The organism is Lysinibacillus sp. FSL P2-0066 (assembly GCF_037969495.1).
In the GTDB taxonomy this organism is placed as follows: domain Bacteria; phylum Bacillota; class Bacilli; order Bacillales_A; family Planococcaceae; genus Lysinibacillus; species Lysinibacillus boronitolerans.
In genome coordinates, this window is the sequence record NZ_CP150202.1 from 2,204,373 (window position 1) to 2,226,346 (window position 21,974).

Genomic DNA, 21,974 nt, shown 5'->3' on the forward strand with positions numbered 1-21,974 from the left:
TAAACATGAGCAAATTAAACGATAAAAATTTTTACTATTGCTATGATGCAAATATGTCACGATATTTAGCAGAAAATAATATCAACTACATTGTAAAGGCTAAATCATTGAAAGATGGTCGTATCTTTACTATGTACGAACGAGATAAAACGTTTTACGATGTGCTACATGATTATTCATTAATTACAAAAGCACAATAAATTTGAATACATAAGGCATGATTCAGTTTTGAGTTGTGCCTTTCTATATACATATAAAATATTATAAAAAAGAAGGTAACTAAGAGATGAAATTAAAAGAAAACTTACAACAATACAACTTATCAGTAGCAATGCCAAATGAATTATTTCCACAACTATTACAGATGAAAGAAGATAAGGAATTGAAGCCAGTACACATTGGTTTTGCTTATTCCTATATCTATTTACAAACGTATATGTACCGCTATTCAACTTATGATAGATATGTACCTAGTGTAGAGGAAATTAAAGAATTATTTGGTTTCAATGCTAATGAACAACGTGTAAATTACATAATTAAGAAGAATGGATTACTTGAGCAAAAGGATATTCTTACTACTACAAATGAATTTCCTGTAATTAATGAAATGGTATTCGATGAATTTGATAATAGAGTACCAAAAATCACAACAATTCAAGAGTTTTGTAAGGAAATTCAATTTGAAACAGTTGATGAGTGGAGAGAACAAATGGGAATCACTCGCAGAGCAACATGTAAATATCCAGTATTCGGATTTGAACGTGAATATGACGATGGATATGTAGAAGGTACATTCTTTGACATCTCAGATACTACTATGATTGATATGGATACTTTCCTATTCTGCATGAACCATGAAGATTTAGGTGCAAATGGATTCTATGTATATGCTTATTTATTAGATAGAAGTAACAAATTTGATGATGATTTTAATGCTACATACAAACGTATTTCCCAAGAAACAGGAATTGGATTAAATAGTATTACAAATATAATGAATGCTTTACGTTCACATAATCTAATTACAACAGTACATAATGTAGAATATTTCAGTTTTGCAGTACCTAAGAAAGATAGAAAAGCATCTACTCATAAAGTAAATGTGAGTGCTAACTTTTCAGCCGACAAGATTGAATATGAAAAACTTAAATTTATATCTAGTAAATGGTATAAAGAAAAGTTTAAAGATAAATTTAAATATGAAGATACATTTACACATGATGGAATTGATATAGATTTTAGCGATTTACCATTTTAAAATTGTGTTTTTCTAAAACCATACACTTTTAACTATATATATAATATACTTTACCTTTTATATTAATACTCTACTATATATAAGAAATGGGAATATATATTATATATATTATTAAAATGGTATGGTTTTAGAAATTTAATTAGTCGTAGTATGAGGAGAGACCTGACTGTAACATTATTACTATCAGGTGCAAACTCACCTTATCCGCAGTTACTGAGTGGAACAACGAAATTGGGTAGTCCGAAAATATCGGATTACCTTTTTTTAATTGAAGGAGGAAATAAAATATGAATATATATGAAGCATTAAATACAGTGTCGTGGAAGAAGAAAGAATATTTTTTGTGGAAGCATAATTTAAGTGTCCTGAGAGAAGTACCATTAACAGAAGAAGAAATATGCAATAAGATCAAAAGTAAAAGTTTATCTTACATGAAGAAGTGGGAGAAAACAGAGGAATATCACAATTTAGTCAATATTATGATTGAGTCACAGGCAGGTAAAGATTTAGAGGATATTTATGCCGTTGTAAAGGAAAAAGCCTTAACAGGTGATGAAAAGTCAATAAAGTTACTTTTAGGCCTTCAAAAGCAAGTACAGGCTTATAACAAACAAGCAAATAAAGGGAAGCAGTCCACTAATACATATGATGAGTTGGAGTTAGAATAAGATGGATGCAAAGATTAAAAAAGTATTCGATAGTTTCCCACTATTTGCGAAGAATTTCATATACATAACAGATAATAATAATGATGTAGTTAAATTTGAATTGAACGATGCACAGTTAGAAATTGATGAATTAATGCAGCGTAACAGGTTTATAATAGTTGGGAAAGCAAGGCAATCAGGTATTTCTACATTTACATTAGGTCGTGCATTATGGAGAGCATTGACTAAACCAAATGAGAATATCCTAATTGTTTCTTATAAGGGTGATAGTGCTACAGCGTTATTTGAGAAGTTAAAACAGATGAATGATGCTATACCTAGAGATAAATATCCTAATCTGTTCCCAGCCATTTTAAGAGACAATAGGGATGAACTCTGTTTCAAAAATGGTTCTAAAATTAAATCGGTAACTGCTGGTAATAAAGATATAGGTAGGGGATCAACATACAGTTACGTGCATTTAAGTGAGATGGCTTTTTATAGTAATCAAGAAAAGCAATTATTATCTGTAGAGCAATCTTTAGCAAAAGGTGAACATAGTCAATTAACAATTGAAACAACTTCTAATGGCACAGGCAGTCATTTCTATCGCATGTATATGCAAGCCATGAAGAATAAATCTAAGTATATCGCTTATTTTGTACCTTTCTATCATAAGTTATATGCCAAACAATTTGCACATGATTATTCAGAATCTATTGCTTGGTATAAGGCTAATAATGGTGGTAAAAAATTAACTAGAGAGGATTTGGATGAGGAAGAAATGGCATTACATAAGTTAGGTGCTACATTAACTCAATTAACGTGGAGACGTTGGAAGATGTTAGATTTAGAATCAGAAAGTGACTTTTATCAGGAGTACCCTTCAAATCCATTAGAAAGTTTTATTTCGACAGGTAATAGCGTATTCAATCAAACTAAGGTATTACAACGTTTATCTTATGCAAAAGAGCCAATTGATAAAAATGAAGTACGCTCAAACTTACCTGAGAGCATTCGACAATGGGCTACTAAGGGTATTACATTGTTCGATTCTCCACAAGTGGGGAAAAAATATTACTTTGGAGTGGATACTGCATCTGGATCAGGTGGAAATAATGATAGTAGTACAATTGTTGGCTTTGATGATGAGGGGCAACAGGTTTTAACATTTGAATCGAATAAAATAGCAGTATATGAATTTGCGGAGTTGATTGACGTTTTAGGACGTTGGTATAACTACGCTTTTTTAGTTGTCGAAAAAAATAGTTATGGTTTGCCAGTTATCGAGCGATTAAGAAAAGAATCTGGATATGAAAATATGTATAAGCAGAAGATTTTTGATGAACGTGGTAAGAAAAAGTTACAACTAGGTTACATGACAACAGAGAAAACGAAAGCAATTATGATATCCGACTTTAAAGAACAATTTGAAAAGGGCTTAATCAATATTGAATGTAAGCAACTTTTACAACAGATGCAAATGTTCATAGAGAATAACGGGAAATTAGGAAACAAACGAGGAAATACAGAAAAAAATCACGATGATTTAGTGATTGCTGCATGTTTATCTGTACAAGGTATGAAGGTAAATAAATGGTATGTCTGATTTAAATGGAAAATGTTCAGTTTAAATTTGAAATTAAGAGGAATTATTCACCTTTATGTCGAATGTAGTAGATAGAAAGGAGGTATTTAAGTTGAATATTGAACAATTAATCCAAAGAGGTTTAGGTTTTAAAGGTAATATTAATAAAACAACTTTTACTAATTTTAGTGAATGGACTACTGAATGTACTTTATATTTACAAGATAAATATAATTCAAAAGATAGTACTAAACAATTCATAGAAAAGTCCAATAGTATTATTGATATTTACTTATCAGAAGAAATAGTTTTAGAAGATACTTTAAACTACATCATAGGTTTATTACAAGGTGTAAAGAATCATGAAGAAAAAAATAGTGAGCAATGGGGTAACTTCTTCGAAGAAATAAATAAGTAATATATTAAACACTCTCATTAGTGAGGGTGTTTTTTATTTTATCAAAGAAAGGATGTAGAAAATGAATTTAGAATACTATATTGCAGTCAAACATAAAAATAAAGTCACATGGTTTGTTGAGGAAGTAACTTCATTCGAGAATCAAAGTCGTATATTAAACGTTTCGGAAATACGTAATTACTTGAACGGTGAACATGAAATATTGAAACGCAAATCTTTTAAGTACAATGGTGAGGATGTTCAACCACGTAGAATTGTGAATCAAGTTGCTAAGACTATCCTGAATTTCAAGACACAGTATTTATTAAAGAATAAGGTTACTCTAATTGGTGATGAGAGTATGGTTAAAGAATTTAATAAGGTGAATAAATTAGGTAAGTTTGATGAAAATAACGTGCAGATTCTTTCACAATTACTTAAATTTGGTGAAGTATCAGAGTATTTATACATAGATAACAGTGGTCGAATTAAATCTAAGTTGATTAGTGCCGATAATGGCATACCTGTCTATAACAACTATAACGAAATGATTGCATTTATAGAACATTATACGTTTGATGGTATCACTTACTATAACTTATATACAGGTGAAAGCGTTCAGGAATGGTCAAATGAAGGGGGTAAGACATTCACCAAATTGGGGGAGCGTCCATCTCTTAGTGGTTTACCAGTACACTATAAAACAGTAAATGAACTTAGTGATCGTATTGGTAGGTCAGATTTAGATGATTATATTGGAATCTTAAATAATTTAGAAGATTTAATTAGTAAGTATACGGACTCAATATACAAATTTATTAATCCGATTGCCGTCGTAACAGGTCAACAACTTACTAATACCTCTATACCCTCTGAAATCGTTGGTACAGGACTTACATTGGATGATGGTAGTACATTTTCGCTTGTAAATGGTCAATTAGATAGTAAGTCATTCGATTTAGTTTATAAGACACTTATGCAGAATTTATTAGATGTATCTGCTACACCCTCAGTTGCTTTTAATAAGAGTGACGTATCTAACTTATCGTCTGAATCAATCCGTATGATGTTTTCATTAGCAAATGTACAAGCAGGAGTAAACGAGACGTACCTTAAAGAAGGTTTCTCAGAACGATGGGAAAAGGTGCAGCGGTTATTAAAATATAAAGGTATTACTGTATCAGATGATGAGATGATCTCCTTAGATTTTAACTTCCAGTATGATATGCCAAGTAATCATAAAGAAATTTTAGATAACCTTAAAACTCAATTTGACATGGGTGCTATTAGTGTAGAAAGTATCGTTGAAATATCGCCTTATGTCACAGATAAATCACGTGAGATGAGTCGTTTAAAAGGTGTAGAGTATGATGTACATAATGGTAATGATACAGTTGGTACAGTTTAGTTATAAATGAATAACACAGAATAACATAGAAGCGTAGTATAGAAAAGTGGGAAATAGGTGTGTACGAGTTGAGTTAAAATGTAGTAGTGACAAGGGAATTTGCTTTATAGTGAATATGCTAAAAAACTCACGCTCTGTTATATAAAATAAACACGTACCTACTTTCCAATTTTGAAAAGTAAAATGTTATTAACTTACTATTAATAAATTAAATAAAAAAAGGATTGAATAATTATGACAATAGAACAGTTATCACAAGTAGCATTGTCCCCAGCAGTTTGGGCTATGTGTTGCATAGTATTAGTAGGATTTATTTTAAAGAAGGTATATGAAAAGAGTGATAAGCAAGAAGATAAATTAACTACTTTGCATGATGAATATAGAGCAGAATCTAAGGAACGTGAGAATAAGTTAATGGAGCATCTATCCGAATCAAATAAGATACAGGAACAAACTTCTAAATCATTATTACAAGTGGAGAAGTCATTAGTTTCATTAGAACAAGGATTAAATTCATTAGATGATCGAGTAACTAATATTGAAAGAAATGGTAATGTATAAAACCACATAATTTTATGCATGATTTCATGTGACTACTTAGTATTTAGTATTCTAAAAACGTTGATATATCAATGATGTATAAAAAATGTATAAAGGTAAAGTTGTGTACAGTAGACAAACGTTGATATATCAATACTTCTTACTTACTTTTAGTTTACATAATCTTATATTATCGGAAGTAAAAACTGTATATTGTATGCATATGAATTTAACAATTAGAAAGGATGATTGAATGAATATTACTAATTTACAACGATTGAAGATGGACATACAAGGCATTGAGTTAGATGATAAGCAGTTAACTATATACCTTGCAGAGAACGGACTACAAGCAACTGATACATATAATACAAATGATACATCTAACTTAAAAGGTATCTATGCTACTGCTCTATCAGTGTTAGAGGGAGTGGCTAACGATATAACGCTAATGAAGTCAATAAAACTAGACGACCTTACAGTGAGTGAACTCCATGAGTCATTGAGGGCACGTATAGACCAACTAGACAATAAGATTAGACAGATTAAAGTAAGCAATAATAGTAGCAGCACATTCCTTTTTTACAATTGAGAGGTGATTATATGAAGTTATTAGATGATAAATTAATTAAAGATACGATCAAGTCAATCCAAACTCCATATAATTTTAACTTTTATGAGGAAAATCCATTTTCGATTAATGCATTTATTAGCAATTCTACATTTAGCCCTAATAGTAGTTATCATATCCATTCCTTAGAATTATTTAAGAGTGGTGACTATACTAAGATCAATGAGCATAGCGATAATATCTACATGGTTACGTCTGACGTTTTAGAAATGCGTGGGGGGAAGTATAAGGGAACATTAGAGTATTGTAACTATGCTGTACCGTGGATTGTAATAGAGAAAGTAAAAATAGGAAATGACCATTTAGGACGTCCAGTATATGAAGATAGAGAAGTGTTAAAAGGTTATATAAATTGTATTTTAAAATACAAAGATTTTTCAATCTCATCTAATGAAGCGATTAATCTAACTAAACCTATTTATGAAATTACAGTAAAAGATAATGATGCATCTCGAGGATATTTTAAATTAAATGAAAGTACATATGAAAAGGTAGATATATATGGTAAACCATTCCGTATTATCAATGTGGATTATAGTAAGAAAGGATTAATTAACTTAAGATTAGAAAAGTATTGACAAGAAGCGGATACCCCTAACTTTTTATTTTGTACGCTACCATATCAATTTTCACACGCCCATAAAAATAGGTGTTTCCTGACTTTGTTTTTATTGGTAATATATAACTACAAAATACATTGGGAGTGGTATTATGGGTTATTTCACAGGATGCATGATTCAATTAGTTGGGTTATTTTTATTATTCATTTTAGCGCCTACTTTAGGCGGATTTGCATGGATAGTTTTTAGTATTTTTGTGTTTGCAGGTATTATTGTTGGATTTAAATTGGCTTCTAATAGGATTACTGAATTGAAACAAGAAATAGATAAAAAAATGGATATTGTTAATCCTGAAAAGGGTACATTAATAGATACAAAATCATATATTGCATATAATTATGAATCAAAAATTGTGTTGGATGATACCAATAAGCAAATGGGGTTATGGTTAAACACTATAAAAAATGTTGTTTTTTTGTCAAAAACATCAAGTAAATATGATTTTAAATTTATTTTGCTACCATTTAAAGATATTTTATCTGTTGAAATAATGGTAGACGGAGTTTCAGTAACTAAAACATCAAGAAGTTCACAACTAGGTGGGGCATTGGTTGGTGGAGTATTAGCAGGGGGAATAGGGGCGATAATTGGTGGTACTTCTGGAAGCAAAACTACAACAGAAGATGTTAAACAAATTAATTTACTAATAACTGTTAATGATGTCCATAATCCGATCTATATTGTTAATTTCTTTTCTTCTAATGTAGATACTGGTTTACAAATTACAAACCATAAAGACGCAATGATGGTTTGTAAGGAATGGTATGGTATTTTGACTCATATTATTAAAGCAGATAATTCAAGTGAAAAACTTCCTTCTAATTCCACCACTTCGGAAACAGTTAATATGTCTGATAAATTAAAAGAGTTAAAGCAGTTAAATATAGATGGTATTTTAACCGATGATGAATTTAATAAACAAAAACAGAAAATACTGAATAGATTATAAAGGATTATATTAGAGGGGTAATTTCCCTCTTTTTTTATTGATTAGAAACTTGAAAACGTAGCAATAAATAGTGTATAGTTGGAATATAAAAGGTAATTAAATTTAATTAGTAGATGTTTTTCTACCTTACAAACGAATTTAATCCATATAAACCTCTATATATCAACGTTTCTTCGCTAATGATTTAGTTAAACTAGACAGAAGTGAATTTTATATTTACGTCTTCAAATAGTTTACGATCGCCATAGCGAAGACCTACATTACTAACTTGAATCATGCAAGTTCCTCCTTTTTTCACAATGGCTCTAGTATAGCATGAAATATGTTCCATAGTCTATAAACATTATTAAATCAAGGTTTGGCGTTCTTTCCACATTTTTTGTTAAACATAAACTGAATAAAGATACAATAAAAAAATTAAATTTGGTGTAACTTTCTTTGAGAGTGGAGCGTCTATTGTAGTGTGATTAACTATTTTTGAAAAAGAATAGAAAAATGACATCATTTTCCATGGGGATTTTAGTTGCTTATTCACAAAGGTTTCGTCTAAAATGATTCTGACTGTTTATATGTCAAGTAAATCATCACTGGTGCCCACAAGACCATCCCCGTTTTGAATGCCAGCTACTCGTGGCTCTTTCATTTATCCTAGATTGGTGTTGCTAATGTTAGACTAAAAACATCACAATCCTCATAAATGATTTCATTCATTTATCTTGATGATAATTTCATAGAGAATGCTATAAGCTAAAAAATTATTCATTTGTGGTAATGATATGCCTGCGTTCAACTAGGACATTCAGCCCTTGAGGCGGGAATGATGATTAAACAAACACATTGATGGTAAATTTAACAATTGGAGGTATATTATGGGTAAGGGCTTATTATGGACAGCCACTTGTGTAATAGTAGTTTTACTTGGGTTTGGTAGCTACTATTTTATTAAAGAAATAACAAACTCTATGGCATACAATAAATTAGTGGATGAGTATAAAAAGCCAGAACCAATTGAACATATAGAGGCAGAATATGATGTTATTGTCATCGGTGGTGAACCAGAGGGTGTTGCTGCTGCTGTTGCTGCTGCTCGAAATGGTGCAAAAACATTGTTGGTCGAAAAACGACAAGAGTTAGGTGGATTATTTACATATGGTATGCTGAATTTCCTCGACATTCCTCGTGATGGCCATAACAACTCGATAAGTGAGGGAATATTTAAGGAATGGCATGAGCTTGTTAGAGGGAATGACGCTTTTGGCATTGTAGGTGCTAAGGCAGCCTTTAAAAAGCTGATCGATGAAGAGCCCAACTTAACTTTATCCGTGCAAACCGAGATCGTGAAAGCGAATGTTAAACAACAACAATTAACGTCCGTGGAATTAAAAAATAAGTACGGTACATATGTTGTGACGGGGAAATCTTTCATAGATGCTACACAGGATGCTGATTTTGCAGCCATGTCAGGCGTTCCATTCTTTGTGGGTGGAGAAGATATTGGCATAAAGGATAAGCGTATGGCTGTGACTTTAATGCTGCATCTAAAAAATGTCGATTGGGATGAAGTAAAAAAAGCGGCTAAGTCTGGTGTATTTGGCGGTGCTAATTTAAATCATACCGTTATGTGGGGCTTTACAAAGCTGCATGATGAATACAAGCCATTACAAGAGGGTACAAGATTACGAGGGTTAAACTTAGCTCGTGTAGATGATGAATATTTCATCAATGCCTTACAGATTTTTGGTATTGATGGCTTGAATGAATCCTCCAAACAAGCGGCTATTGCCACTGGGAAGAAAGAAACGTTACACATTCTAAAATATTTACAAACAAACTTCCCAGGATTTGAAAAGGCTGAAATTGTTAGCTATCCAGAAGAACTCTACGTCCGAGAAACAAGACATATTTGGGCAGAGTATCAATTACCAATGGCAGACCTTTGGAAAAATAGTGATCAGTGGGATAGCATTGGCATTGCCTCTTATCCAGTCGATGTGCAAGCGCAAACGCCTCATGATTACGGCTATGTGATCGCATCACCAAAGCAATATGCCATTCCATTCCGTTCATTAGTACCGAAGGACATTGATGGCTTACTGGTTGTCGGACGCTCTGCTGGTTACTCATCACTCGCGGCTGGTAGTGCACGTATTGTTCCAACAGGGATGGTGACAGGTGAAGCGGCTGGGACTGCGGCTGCTCTTGCACAGAAGCACGATGTAACTTTTAGAGACATGAGTAAGGATAAATCATTAATCGCTACATTACGAAAGCAATTAGCTAAACAAGGTGCCTATGTTGATTCATTTTCAATTGAGTACCCATATCAAGGAGAATGGTATGATGAAGCCATTCAAACGCTCATTAATTACGGCCTTGTAGTGGGTGGCTATGATAATGACCTAAAAGTAGATAGTAAGGCGACAAAAATAAAGTTTGCGAAAATGTTAAAAGAGAGTATGCTACGTGCTGGTAGAGAAAGTGCATTAGAAATGAAGGATCAGCTCGAAATTGTTATCAATAAAGTTTATAATCAAGGTGATGAACCCATTGAGCGAGATGAGCTAGCCCAATATTTGGCTGATGTCCTCATCGGTGAATCCAATGCGACTAGCTGGGATACGTTAGTTGAAAAAGGAATCGTCACGGAGAAAGTAGCGAAGAAAGTCACTGATAATAAGAAATTAAAATTAAAAGAGATGTATGCGATTATGGCTGATGTTATTCATTATGTAGAAAAAGAACGTTCCTCATTGTGAGGAGCGTTTTTTGCTGAAACGGCAACGTAAAAAAGGGTTGACGCCAATTAGAAAGTCCTGTAATATATGTCAAAATCATAAAAAATTCGATGAAAAAGAGAGTAATTGATGGGAAGACTGGCAAGCGAGTTAGGGATGGTGGGAGCCTAATGCAGGAACCATGAATGAAGCGCACTTTGGAGAAGATTCTCGAAATAGTAGTAGAGAATAGCGGGGCGTCACCTCGTTAACAATGGAAAGTGGTCATGTCACATGGCAACTAGAGTGGTACCACGGGATTATCATGCTCTCGTCTCTAATTATAGAGGCGAGGGCTTTTTTATTTAGATAGGAGGAGCAAGATGAATAAACAAATCGCCGATAGTATAGCAGTCGTATTAAAGCAGCAAATAACAGGGGAGGAAATATTGTCACTATTAGAAAAACCAAAAAGCTTGGAGCTAGGGGACGTGGCCTTTCCATGCTTTACCCTAGCAAAAGTGTGGAAACAGTCACCACAAAGTATCGCAGCACAAATAGCAAGTCAATTAAACCATGACAGTATCGAGCGTGTGCAAGCCGTTGGTGGCTATGTCAATATTTTTCTAGCTCAGCAACAGGTAACGCAACAGGTGTTGAGCAAGATTCTACGCGATAAGCAACAATATGGTACTAGCTCAACAAAGATGGGAACGGTCGTCTTGGATTTTTCATCTCCTAATATTGCCAAGCCCTTCTCAATGGGACATTTACGTTCAACGGTTATCGGCAATGCCTTAGCAAATATAGCAGAGAAAAATGGCTATCAAGCGATTCGTATCAATCATTTAGGGGACTGGGGTACACAGTTTGGTAAGCTTATTGTTGCCTATCAGCTTTGGGGGGACAAACAGGCTATTTCAGCGTCACCGATTAAGGAGTTGCTAAAGATTTATGTGAAATTTCATGAAGAGGCAGAGCAAGATCCAACATTGAATGAACAGGCTCGTGCCGCCTTTAAAGCATTGGAGGATGGTGATGCAGAGGCACTAGCATTGTGGCAATGGTTCCGAGATGTGTCATTAGATGAGTTTCAAACAATCTATAAGCTGTTAGGAATTGATTTTGATGCCTTTACAGGTGAAGCCTTTTACAATGACAAAATGACGCCCGTTGTGACAGCGCTAAAAGACAAAGGGCTACTCGTAGAATCAGACGGTGCGTATGTTGTGGAGATGGAGGAGATGCCTCCATGTTTAATAACGAAAACGGATGGTGCCACGCTGTATGCGACGCGTGATTTAGCAGCCGCCCTGTATCGTCAACAGCACTATCAGCCCGAAAAGATGTTCTATGTCGTTGGTAATGAGCAGTCCCTCCACTTTAAACAACTTTTTCAGGTCATCGAAAAAATGGGCGATCCTTGGGCAAAGAATCTGCAGCATGTCCCATTTGGCATGATGCTGAAGGATGGCAAAAAAATGTCGACTCGTAAAGGCAAGGTGGTGTTATTAGCAGATGTGCTAGCTGAGGCCATTGCGACGGCAAAGCGTAATATTGAGCAGAAAAATCCTCATCTTTCAAATAAAGAGCAAGTAGCACAGCAAGTGGGGGTTGGAGCGGTAATTTTTAATGATTTAAAATCCCATCGTCTAAACGATATTGAATTTTCAATCGAGCAGATGATGAATTTTGAAGGCGAAACAGGTCCATATGTACAGTATACGTATGCGCGTATTTGCTCTATTTTAGATAAAGCGAAAGCTCCGACTCAAGGTAAGATATTGAATTCTTTAGGAGAGCTGGCTTGGCCGATTATCTTATTACTAGAACAGTTTCCCAAAACGGTAGCTATGGCTTTTGAGCAGGCTGATCCGTCTCAAATAGCGAAATATGCCTTACAATTGGCACGCTTATTCAATAAATATTATGCACAGCACAAAATAGTAGCAGATGATGAACAGCAAGCATCCCGTCTTGCACTATGTCAGAGTGTCGCCATTGTTTTAAAAGAGTCATTAGCCTTATTAGGTATTGAAGCACCAGAAAATATGTAATAAACAATAGCCATTTAAAGGCAAACTGGCCAATGATTGACCATCCTTCGAAAACATGATAAAAGGATAGAGGAATCCATGCAAGCTTTTCATAAATGAAGGCTGCGTAATAGTAGAGAGGATCGAACAAATGGCTAAAAAACAATGGACCATTTCACTCACCTTCGTAGTCATTAGTATATTTTTTGTTGCACTTAATATGAGACCAGCCGTCACGGGAATAGGACCTCTTTTTAACATCCTCATGACATCCTTACATGTCTCGAATACAAGCATGAGCTTTCTCACAGCGATTCCCGTTTTTTGTATGGGATTATTTGCTCCATTGGCTGTCCCGCTTCAGCGAAAAATGGGCACGAAATCAGCTATCACCCTTTTAGTGGCTATCCTGGTCGTCGCGAATGGGCTACGCTTTTTCCAAGCAAGCTATCTCTTGCTCATCGTGACAAGCTTTGCGGCAGGCTTAGCGATTGCAATGATTGGTCCTATTCTAAATGCTTATATTAAGAAAAAGTTTCCAGAACGCTTTACGACAGTAGTCGGTATCTATTCATTCGGTATAGGCGTAGGGGCTACTTTAAGTGCAGCCTTAACCGTGACTTTTTATCAGAGTTTCAGTAATAGCTGGACAATCGCCCTTGGTATGTGGTCAATCCTTGCGATAGTTGCTCTCGCTATCTGGCTAGCGGCAATTCCATCCGAACACAACGAGCAGCTACACCAAGTAACTGCGTCAGAAGATGTCCGTAATCCGTGGACATCTAGACGTGCCTGGGTAATCTTACTGTACTTTGGTTTACAAACATCACTTTTTTTCTCAATCATGTCATGGCTTACACCGCTATTGCAGGATAAAGGCCTGTCATTAGAGGCAGCAAGTACCATGCTGACCATTATGTCGATTGTACAAATGATAGGGAATATGGCGGTACCAATGTTCATGGAAAAATGGCCCAGTCGAATGGCATGGCTACTAGTGTTAAGCTTTGTTGGCGTGATAGGATTTATGCTGCTGTGGCTGACAACAGGTATTTACCTATGGCTGGCTGTTTTATTAATTGGTATTGTGTTAAGTGGGCTGTTTCCAATCGGCCTATTGTTGCCTCTTGATGAAGCCAAAAATGATCAGGAGGCCACTAGTTGGTCATCTATGGTGTTGGCAGGAGGCTTTATGGTAAGTGCCATTATCCCCATTCTAATAGGCGTTTGCTATGACCTAACTAGCAACCATATATGGACGTATCTGATCTTTGTACTATTAATGCTCGGCATTCTAGTAACGACAGGACTATTAAGGAAAAAATCATTGTAAGAGACATGTGTCAGGTTGCACATGTCTTTTTATGTGAAAATTATTTTGTGGGTATGATATCCTTCCATCCTCATAGCAAATTTCGTCTTTCACCAATATTAATGGGTAGAAAGAAATGACTTTAGGGTAGTTGCTACATTTTTCTAATATTAATTAACTTATAATAATATTATGTAAACTTGAAACATTACTAGTCCTTGATTATGATAGAGAAGAGAGAATGTAGAAAAGAAAGTTTTGGTGAAGGTATGTATAAAAAAGTGCTCATTTTAGGAGCGACAGCTTTTCTTGTAGCAGGCTGCGACAGTCAAATAGGGACAGGATGGTTTCAAAATAAAAAGGCAGAGGTGGAAACAGAGGGAGCTGTGACGAAGCAACAGGAAAAAATTGTCCCAGAGGTCAAAGTGATTGGAGAGCATGGTGTTGGAGCAGGCATTATTATCAGACAACAGGATGATCAACTGTATATTTTAACGAATGGCGCACTAGTGGCATCCAAACCAACTGCCCTTGTTCAATTTGGTCAGGACAAGCTGGTAGCAGCAACTATTCATGTTATGTCAACCGCCTATAATATGGCCCTGTTACGAGTAACCTATCAAGCGGATGTGCAAGTGCCCAAGCTATATGATGGTGAGCTCAATCAGCTAGCTGTTTATGTGAATGGCTTACCCTATACGATTCAAAAATACCAAGATAAAGTTGCGGCTTATTATATAGAAGCAGAACAATCGATACCTCTAGGAAGCCCTGTTATGGAGGCTGAAAATGGCGCCATTGTCGGTCTATATTTTAATCGACAACAGCAAGGAGAATCCCAGCCATACATATTGCCTATAAAGGAATTCCAAGCATCCATTGATGAATGGATTGAAGAGGGCATGACAGCCAATGTACGACTTTCCCAATCGAAAAACTTGTACCCCTATATTGAACAAGGGGATAAAGAAGCTGTACAGCAAGCAATCGAACAATATGGAGAAAATGTATTTGCATATAATACCGATGAAATTAAGCTATTTTTAGATACGTTTCACAAGTATTTAAAGGGGGCAGTGACAACTCAGGATGCAAGTGTGATGAAATCGATTGTCGGCACAGAGGCTATACAAGAAACCTTGGCTAGTATGGTTGCCTATTATGCTTCCAAGCAAGCCAAAATTCATTTCTCCGACACGGATATTCAGGCAATTCGTGTAGAGGGACAGCGTCTTATCGTACAGGCTAAAACGGAATATATCCTAACGAATGCTGCTGGACAGGAGGCACTTGCCTACTCCAATATGGTGTATGAGTTAGAAAAAAATGAACAGGGCGAGTACAAGCTACTTGGTCTCACAAACAAGGAGTGAATTTTGCATGGAGCAAGCTAGACAAATGCTACAGCATCATTTTGGCTATGATACCTTTCGCCAAGGACAAGCCCAAATTATTGAACAAACATTACGAGGGCAGTCAAGTCTTTGTGTCATGCCAACAGGTGGAGGGAAATCCATTTGCTATCAAATTCCAGCGTTAATGCTTGAGGGGTTAACCATCGTGATTTCGCCTCTGATTTCACTGATGCAAGATCAGGTGGAGGCTTTACGTACAGCGAATATTCCAGCAGCCTATATCAATAGTACGCTGACAGCACAGGAAGTGGATGAAACCATGCAGCTTGCTCGTGCAGGTTATTTAAAGCTCCTCTATATTGCACCTGAACGACTGGAAAGTACGACGTTTCTTCAAGCATTGTCGTATTTATCTGTCCCATTACTTGCGGTGGATGAGGCCCATTGTATATCGCAATGGGGGCATGATTTTAGACCAAGCTATCGTTCGATCCACAAGCTTTTTACGCTATGGCCACAAAAGCCCACTGTTTTAGCGCTGACAGCCACGGCAACGCCAACGGTTTGTGATGATATTCGTCAATTGTTAGCGATTGATGAGCAGGCAACGGTCATGACAGGCTTTTCACGTGAGAATTTGGCACTTTCGGTGTTAATTGGTGAAAATAAAGAACGGTATGTAAAAAATTATGTACAACAAAATAAACAGGAAGTGGGCATCATTTATGCAGCTACACGAAAAGCGGTGGACGCCATTTATGATGTGCTGAGCCGCTCTGGTGAAGCCGTTGCGAAATATCATGCAGGTCTATCAGAGAGCTTGCGGATGGCTGAGCAGGAGCGGTTTTTAAAAGATGAGGCACGTATCATGGTGGCAACGAATGCTTTTGGTATGGGGATTGATAAAAGTAATGTGCGCTTTGTGTTGCATTATCAAATGCCTCGTAATATGGAGAGCTATTACCAGGAAGCGGGACGTGCTGGCCGAGATGGTCTGCCAAGTGCCTGCATTTTACTGTATGCTTCAGGGGACGTTCAAACACAGCGTTTTCTTATCGAACAGTCACAGGATGAGGCACGTATTACACAGGAGCTAGCTAAACTACAAACAATGGTCGATTATTGCCATACAGAGGGCTGCTTACAGAATGCGATTTTAGCGTATTTTGGAGAAGTAGAGGAGGAGCCATGTGGGCGTTGTAGTAACTGTATTGACGGGCGAGCAGTGACAGATGTGACAGAGGATGCGCAAAAGGTGCTGGCCTGTGTTGTGCGTATGGGACAAAAATTCGGTAAGACCATGGTGGCACAAGTGTTAATTGGCTCTAAAAATCAAAAAATAGCTGAATTTGGCTTTGCCCGTTTATCGACCTATGGCATTTTAAAAGGACAATATGCCTCAAAGGATGTCTCCAACTTTATCGAATTTTTAATTGCAGAGGGCTTGCTGGCCGTGAAGCACGGTACATTCCCAACAATTTATGTATCAGCTGAAGGCAAGGAAGTGCTACTTGGCAATCGACAGGTCATGCGGAAGGAAGCTGTCACAGTGAAGAAGCTGGTGGATAATGATCCATTATTCGAACACTTACGGGTATTACGCAAAGAGATTGCTGATGAGGAAAAAGTACCGCCATTTGTTGTATTTTCCGATAAAACATTGCGTGATCTATGTGATAAAAGACCAACCGTATTGGAGGATTTACGACAGGTGAGTGGTATAGGCGAAGTAAAATTTGAGAAGTATGGTCAACGCTTCTTTGACGCACTACAATCGTTTTTAGAGGCCTCCGTTTAATAAATTTGTTGCCATCGCATAGAAAAGAGGTGTCTCCAACTTGTGAGACCCCTCTTTCTTTATTATTTTTCCCAATGCTTCGCAATGAATGTATCTCGCCCAGAAACGGCACGGTCTTGCTGATAGTGTGCTGCCTCTTTTTTATAATAATCCTGATGATAGTCCTCTGCTGGATAGAAGCGTTCAGCATTGCGAATTTTGGTTACAATAGGTTTATCAAAGCGTCCGCTATTGGCAAGCTTTTCTTTCGAGGCCTCTGCGATTTGCTTTTGCTCATCTGTATAGGTAAAGATTGCGGTTGTATAGGATTCGCCACGGTCATGGAATTGTCCATACGCATCCGTCGGGTCAATTTGCATCCAATAAATATCAAGGAGCTGCTCATAACTAAAAATAGCAGGGTCGAATTCGATTTCCACTACTTCTAAATGACCTGACGTTCCTTTTTTGACATCTTCATAGGTTGGGTTTTCTAGGTGGCCACCCATATAGCCTGAAGTGACTTTATGTATACCGTCCCACTCGACGAATGGCTTGACCATACACCAAAAACAGCCACCAGCAAATGTCGCTTTTTCTATCATTTGAATCATCCTTTCTTTTGTGAAAATATTATAGCATTGTTTTACGCCAAACTGTGCAAATGGGTGTAAAATAACGTTTAGATAGAAAAACATGGAATAGATCCTTTTTAAAATGAAACTTTCTAGCTAATCAATCGTTACATTAACTATATCAAAATAGAGGAGTTAGTTGTTATGGAAGAGCAAGATTATACAAGACGCTCCCAACGTCCTAAAAAGCGTCGATTACGTAAAGGGAGAGCATTTTTTACACTATTACTATTGTGTATCATTGTGATTGTCGGCTATTCGGTCATGCAATATCGCAGTGGACTAGAGCTAGCCAATGACACGAAAGTAGCACAGGAGGATTTTACTGGTGATAGCATCAAAGGGGATATCGAAAACTATTTGATTTTAGGGGTCGATACACGTGGAGAGGAAAAATCACGTACCGATACAATGATGGTATTATCCTGGAATAAAGCAAATAACGATATTAAACTCGTATCCTTTATGCGTGATATTTACGCGGATATACCAGGCTATCAATCCTATAAGCTTAATACAGCCTACTACCTAGACGGTGTTCAGCTATTAAAGGATACATTGACAAATATGTTTGGCCTACCGATCCATCATTATGCACTGATTGATTTTAAAAACTTTGAATCATTAGTGGATATTTTAGCACCAAATGGTGTGGAAATGGATGTTGAAAAGGATATGTCTGAAAATATTGGGGTAGAGTTAAAGCAAGGTGTTCATCGTTTAAATGGTCAGGAGCTACTAGGCTATGCGCGTTTCCGTCATGATGCAGAAGGCGATTTTGGGCGTGTTGCACGTCAGCAAAAAGTAATTGAAGCATTAAAAACAGAGTTATTAACACCTTCGAATATGCTGCATTTACCAAAATTTGTTGGTGCGGCACAGGGCTATATCACAACAGATTATTCATCTACTGAGGAAATGCAGCAAGTGCTAAAATTGCTATCAAAGGGCAAGGTAAACATTGAGAAAGCAACCATCCCTATCGAGGGGAGCTATCGATTCCAAAACTTTAGCCATGCGGGCGATTCCATTGTCATCGATGTAGAGCAAAACAAAGCCTTTTTAAGTGATTTTTTAGGTATTTCACTAGAGTGATGTTTCGCAAAAACCAGCATTATCCTGTAATATAAAGGTAGAGCATTTGGATTGGGGTGGATATATGGAAAAAGAGAGACCAAAAGAGCGTTCAAGCCTGTTAGCAACCAAGTTTATTCGTTTTTTAGGTGGTAGAAACCTATTATTTACACTGGTGATTTTATTACTGGTGGCATGTGTTATTTTTATGTTTAATCAAGTTTCCTTTATCTTTACCCCGCTACAAGTTTTATTTGAAGTAGTCATTTTACCTGGGGTACTAGCCGTCATTGGTTACTATTTATTACGCCCATTGCTGGCGATTCTAGTACGATGGCGTATCCCAAGGATATGGGGTATTTTAATCCTCTATATTGCGGTCATTGGTGTCATTACATTACTTGTGGTGCTAGTCTATCCATTTTTACGCGATCAGTTCACTAATTTAGCACAGGAATTCCCAGAGTACTTCATGGCATTTACGCAAAACATTGTAGAATTCCTGAATCATTCACGTTTTAATGAGTACTTAGATAAAATTAGTTTTAATTTTGATGAAGTTTTGAATAACTTCACAACAGATATGGTAAAAACAGTGAAGGATATGGCTACCAATGTAGCGCAGGGTGTGGCATCTGGTATTACGGGCTTCCTATCAACGTTAACAGGTATTGTGCTATCACTTGTAACGGTGCCATTCATCCTGTTTTATTTACTAAAAGAGGGCGAAAAATTACCGAAATTTATGCTGAAAGTGTGCCCGCCACGTATGCGTAAAGAGGTAACTGAGATTTTCCATGACATGGACAAGCAAATTAGTTCGTACATACAGGGACAGATTTTAGTATCCATGTGTATTGGAGCAATGGTGACGATTGGCTTCTTAATTATTGGCATGAAGTATGCTTTATTGCTCGGCTTCCTTGCGATGATTACAAGTGTGGTGCCCTATTTAGGACCCGTTATTGCGATCACACCAGCAGTCATTATCGCTCTTGTTACATCCCCATTGATGCTGATTAAGCTAGCGATTGTATGGACAATCGTTCAGTTAATCGAAGGAAAGTTCATTTCTCCGCAAATTATGGGGAAATCACTCAGTATTCATCCAATTACGATTATCTTTGTGCTATTAACGGCAGGCTCGTTATTTGGTGTCCCAGGTGTTATTTTAGGGATTCCTGGCTATGCGATCTTTAAGGTACTTGTCACGCATTTATTCAAGCTCTTTAAGCAGCGCTATAACCGCTACGAAGATGACGTTCATCAAAAATATGATATCTAACAAAACAGCTACTGCTAGCAACGCAGTAGCTGTTTTTTGCTGTGGAAAATCGCATTATGCTATTCTATTAGTAGAGCTAAAACAAGGGAGAAAGGAAATGGCATACATACCGATCAATTTTCAAGAGAAATTGGCTAAATTTCAAGAGCATTGGTCTCCAAAGGTCATTGCTGAAATGAACGATTATCAATTCAAACTCGTTAAAGTTCAGGGGGATTTTGTTTGGCATAAGCATGAGGATACGGATGAGGTGTTTATTGTCCTTGAGGGGCATTTAATCATCGAATTCCGAGATGGCCAGGTAAGCTTGCACGCAGGAGAGATGTTTGTGGTTCCTCGCAATGTGGAACATAAACCCTTTGCTGCTTCGGAGTGTAAAATTCTGCTTGTAGAGCCAATGGGTGTCGTGAATACAGGTGAGGAGCAATCAGCACTTACCGCTGAAAATGATGTGTGGATTTAACTATCATAGAAAAACCCTTCCAACTAAATGTTAGAAGGGTTTTTACATTGACTAATTATTGCTTTGCTAATAACTGTACTTTTGCTAAGCGATCCACGGCTTCTTGCAGAAGTTCCTTTGGTTGGACTAATGCTAAACGTAAATAGCCTTGTCCAGCTGTACCAAATACGGTTCCTGGAACTGTGACAACGCCTACTTGTTCAATCAATTGAAAGGCTAATTCTGTGCAATCGATAGCATAGGGATATTTAGCCCATACGAACATTCCACCATCAGAGGGTGCTGCTTCCCAGCCTAAAGCTTGTAAGCCATTCATTAGCGTTTTATGGCGCTCAGAGAAAGTGGCACGTAAGCTTTCCGTAATTTCCTCAGCGTTATCCAGTGCGACGACAGCCGCATCCTGAATAGGCTCGAAAATACCGAAATCTAAATTTGATTTTAATTGCTTAATAACAGCGATCATTTCTGCATTTCCTGCGATATAGGCAATACGTGTACCAGCAAGACTAAAGCTTTTAGAGAGGGAGTTAATCTCCATACCGACCTCTTTTGCTCCTGGTGCAGCTAGGAAGCTAATAGGGCCATCTCCTGTAAAATAGAACTCTGAATAGGCTGCATCATGGAGGACGATGATATTATACTTTTTAGCAAAGGCGATGACTTTTTCAAAGTATGCTAATGACGGCATCGCTGGTACAGGATTTCCTGGTAAGTTTAAAATCAATAGCTTTGCTTTCTGTGCAATTTCTTCTGGTACAGCGTCTAAATCAGGTAAATAATCGTTGTCGGCTGTTTGAGGCATGTAATAAGGTGTTGCGCCAGCTAAGTGAATCCCTGCGTCATATGCTACATAAGCTGGGTTTGTGGATAAGACGATGTCTCCTGGATCACAAAAGGCGATGGGCAAATGGACTAAGCCTTCTTGTGATCCAATGGTTTGAATAATTTCTGTTGCGGGATCTAAATCAACATTACTACGACGCTTATAGTAGCGACTTACTGCGTCATAAAAACGCTGTGTGCCAGTCAGTGTATAGCCGTAAGATTCAGCTAAACCTGCACGATAGGAAAGATGCTCACGTATTTTGGCATGTGGAGGAAGATCAGGGCTGCCTAAGCTTAAGTCAATTAAGGTCATGCCCTTTGCTTGCTGTTCTCGAGCAAAATTTTTCAAATCTCCGAAAATTGCTGGTGTAAATAATGACATTTTTTTAGATGGTACGATTTTCAAAACTAGTACACTCCTTGTAGTTGTATAACAGAATAGTAGTTCACATTTTATCAT

Annotated in this window: 20 protein-coding genes and 1 other annotated feature; of the genes, 18 read left to right on the top strand and 2 right to left on the bottom strand. The window is 36.8% G+C overall.

Annotated features, from left to right (window positions below):
* The first annotated feature begins 5 nt into the window (after nucleotides 1-5).
* The 15 genes from MKZ14_RS10910 (at nucleotide 6) to recQ (ending at nucleotide 17,253) form a co-directional block, all read left to right on the top strand.
* The gene (locus tag MKZ14_RS10910; RefSeq protein WP_339280948.1) at nucleotides 6-200 is read left to right on the top strand and encodes a hypothetical protein; all 195 of its coding nucleotides are present in this window, start codon (nucleotides 6-8) and stop codon (nucleotides 198-200) included.
* A gap of 86 nt (nucleotides 201-286) precedes the next feature.
* The gene (locus tag MKZ14_RS10915) at nucleotides 287-1,258 is read left to right on the top strand and encodes a hypothetical protein (protein ID WP_339280949.1); all 972 of its coding nucleotides are present in this window, start codon (nucleotides 287-289) and stop codon (nucleotides 1,256-1,258) included.
* A gap of 287 nt (nucleotides 1,259-1,545) precedes the next feature.
* Nucleotides 1,546-1,926 (top strand): hypothetical protein, encoded by a 381-nt coding sequence (locus MKZ14_RS10920; protein WP_339280950.1) that lies wholly within the window; start codon nucleotides 1,546-1,548, stop codon nucleotides 1,924-1,926.
* A gap of 1 nt (nucleotide 1,927) precedes the next feature.
* Nucleotides 1,928-3,514 (top strand): terminase family protein, encoded by a 1,587-nt coding sequence (locus MKZ14_RS10925; RefSeq protein WP_339280951.1) that lies wholly within the window; start codon nucleotides 1,928-1,930, stop codon nucleotides 3,512-3,514.
* Between the two features lie 91 nt (nucleotides 3,515-3,605).
* Nucleotides 3,606-3,911 carry a hypothetical protein gene (locus MKZ14_RS10930; RefSeq protein WP_339280952.1) on the top strand — a complete coding sequence of 102 codons (306 nt, stop codon included), beginning with the start codon at nucleotides 3,606-3,608 and terminating at the stop codon, nucleotides 3,909-3,911.
* Nucleotides 3,912-3,972: 61 nt separating this feature from the next.
* Complete coding sequence (locus MKZ14_RS10935) at nucleotides 3,973-5,298, top strand: phage portal protein (RefSeq protein ID WP_339280953.1); 1,326 nt, start codon at nucleotides 3,973-3,975, stop codon at nucleotides 5,296-5,298.
* A gap of 234 nt (nucleotides 5,299-5,532) precedes the next feature.
* On the top strand, nucleotides 5,533-5,859 hold the full coding sequence (locus MKZ14_RS10940; RefSeq protein WP_339280954.1) for a hypothetical protein: 327 nt from the start codon (nucleotides 5,533-5,535) through the stop codon (nucleotides 5,857-5,859).
* Nucleotides 5,860-6,121: 262 nt separating this feature from the next.
* On the top strand, nucleotides 6,122-6,430 hold the full coding sequence (locus MKZ14_RS10945) for a hypothetical protein (RefSeq protein ID WP_339280955.1): 309 nt from the start codon (nucleotides 6,122-6,124) through the stop codon (nucleotides 6,428-6,430).
* Nucleotides 6,431-6,441: 11 nt separating this feature from the next.
* The gene (locus MKZ14_RS10950) at nucleotides 6,442-7,047 is read left to right on the top strand and encodes a hypothetical protein (protein WP_339280956.1); all 606 of its coding nucleotides are present in this window, start codon (nucleotides 6,442-6,444) and stop codon (nucleotides 7,045-7,047) included.
* A gap of 133 nt (nucleotides 7,048-7,180) precedes the next feature.
* On the top strand, nucleotides 7,181-8,038 hold the full coding sequence (locus MKZ14_RS10955) for an SHOCT domain-containing protein (RefSeq protein ID WP_339280957.1): 858 nt from the start codon (nucleotides 7,181-7,183) through the stop codon (nucleotides 8,036-8,038).
* Nucleotides 8,039-8,907: 869 nt separating this feature from the next.
* On the top strand, nucleotides 8,908-10,794 hold the full coding sequence (locus MKZ14_RS10960; protein WP_339280958.1) for an FAD-dependent oxidoreductase: 1,887 nt from the start codon (nucleotides 8,908-8,910) through the stop codon (nucleotides 10,792-10,794).
* Between the two features lie 80 nt (nucleotides 10,795-10,874).
* Nucleotides 10,875-11,094: a binding site (T-box leader), on the top strand.
* A 41-nt stretch (nucleotides 11,095-11,135) separates the two neighbouring features.
* The gene (gene argS, locus MKZ14_RS10965; protein WP_333004080.1) at nucleotides 11,136-12,809 is read left to right on the top strand and encodes an arginine--tRNA ligase; all 1,674 of its coding nucleotides are present in this window, start codon (nucleotides 11,136-11,138) and stop codon (nucleotides 12,807-12,809) included.
* A 130-nt stretch (nucleotides 12,810-12,939) separates the two neighbouring features.
* A complete protein-coding gene (locus MKZ14_RS10970) occupies nucleotides 12,940-14,121 on the top strand; it encodes an MFS transporter (RefSeq protein ID WP_333004079.1) in 1,182 nt (393 codons plus the stop codon).
* A 248-nt stretch (nucleotides 14,122-14,369) separates the two neighbouring features.
* Nucleotides 14,370-15,473, top strand: a complete 1,104-nt coding sequence (locus MKZ14_RS10975) for a hypothetical protein (RefSeq protein WP_333004078.1) — start codon at nucleotides 14,370-14,372, stop codon at nucleotides 15,471-15,473.
* Nucleotides 15,474-15,480: 7 nt separating this feature from the next.
* Nucleotides 15,481-17,253 (top strand): DNA helicase RecQ, encoded by a 1,773-nt coding sequence (gene recQ, locus MKZ14_RS10980; protein ID WP_333004077.1) that lies wholly within the window; start codon nucleotides 15,481-15,483, stop codon nucleotides 17,251-17,253.
* 62 nt (nucleotides 17,254-17,315) lie between these two features.
* Here the strand turns inward: recQ and msrA are convergent, their stop codons facing one another.
* The gene (gene msrA / locus MKZ14_RS10985; RefSeq protein ID WP_081977511.1) at nucleotides 17,316-17,837 is read right to left on the bottom strand and encodes a peptide-methionine (S)-S-oxide reductase MsrA; all 522 of its coding nucleotides are present in this window, start codon (nucleotides 17,835-17,837) and stop codon (nucleotides 17,316-17,318) included.
* Between the two features lie 174 nt (nucleotides 17,838-18,011).
* On the opposite strand from msrA, the gene MKZ14_RS10990 reads away from it, so the two are divergent.
* From MKZ14_RS10990 to MKZ14_RS11000, 3 genes are all read left to right on the top strand, one after another.
* Entirely contained in the window at nucleotides 18,012-18,962 is a 951-nt protein-coding gene (locus MKZ14_RS10990; RefSeq protein ID WP_016992687.1) for an LCP family protein, read from the top strand.
* A 64-nt stretch (nucleotides 18,963-19,026) separates the two neighbouring features.
* Nucleotides 19,027-20,226, top strand: a complete 1,200-nt coding sequence (locus MKZ14_RS10995; RefSeq protein ID WP_016992686.1) for an AI-2E family transporter — start codon at nucleotides 19,027-19,029, stop codon at nucleotides 20,224-20,226.
* Nucleotides 20,227-20,323: 97 nt separating this feature from the next.
* Entirely contained in the window at nucleotides 20,324-20,689 is a 366-nt protein-coding gene (locus tag MKZ14_RS11000) for a cupin domain-containing protein (protein ID WP_016992685.1), read from the top strand.
* Between the two features lie 55 nt (nucleotides 20,690-20,744).
* Here the strand turns inward: MKZ14_RS11000 and MKZ14_RS11005 are convergent, their stop codons facing one another.
* Nucleotides 20,745-21,920 (bottom strand): aminotransferase class I/II-fold pyridoxal phosphate-dependent enzyme, encoded by a 1,176-nt coding sequence (locus tag MKZ14_RS11005; RefSeq protein WP_016992684.1) that lies wholly within the window; start codon nucleotides 21,918-21,920, stop codon nucleotides 20,745-20,747.
* Between the last annotated feature and the right edge of the window lie 54 nt (nucleotides 21,921-21,974).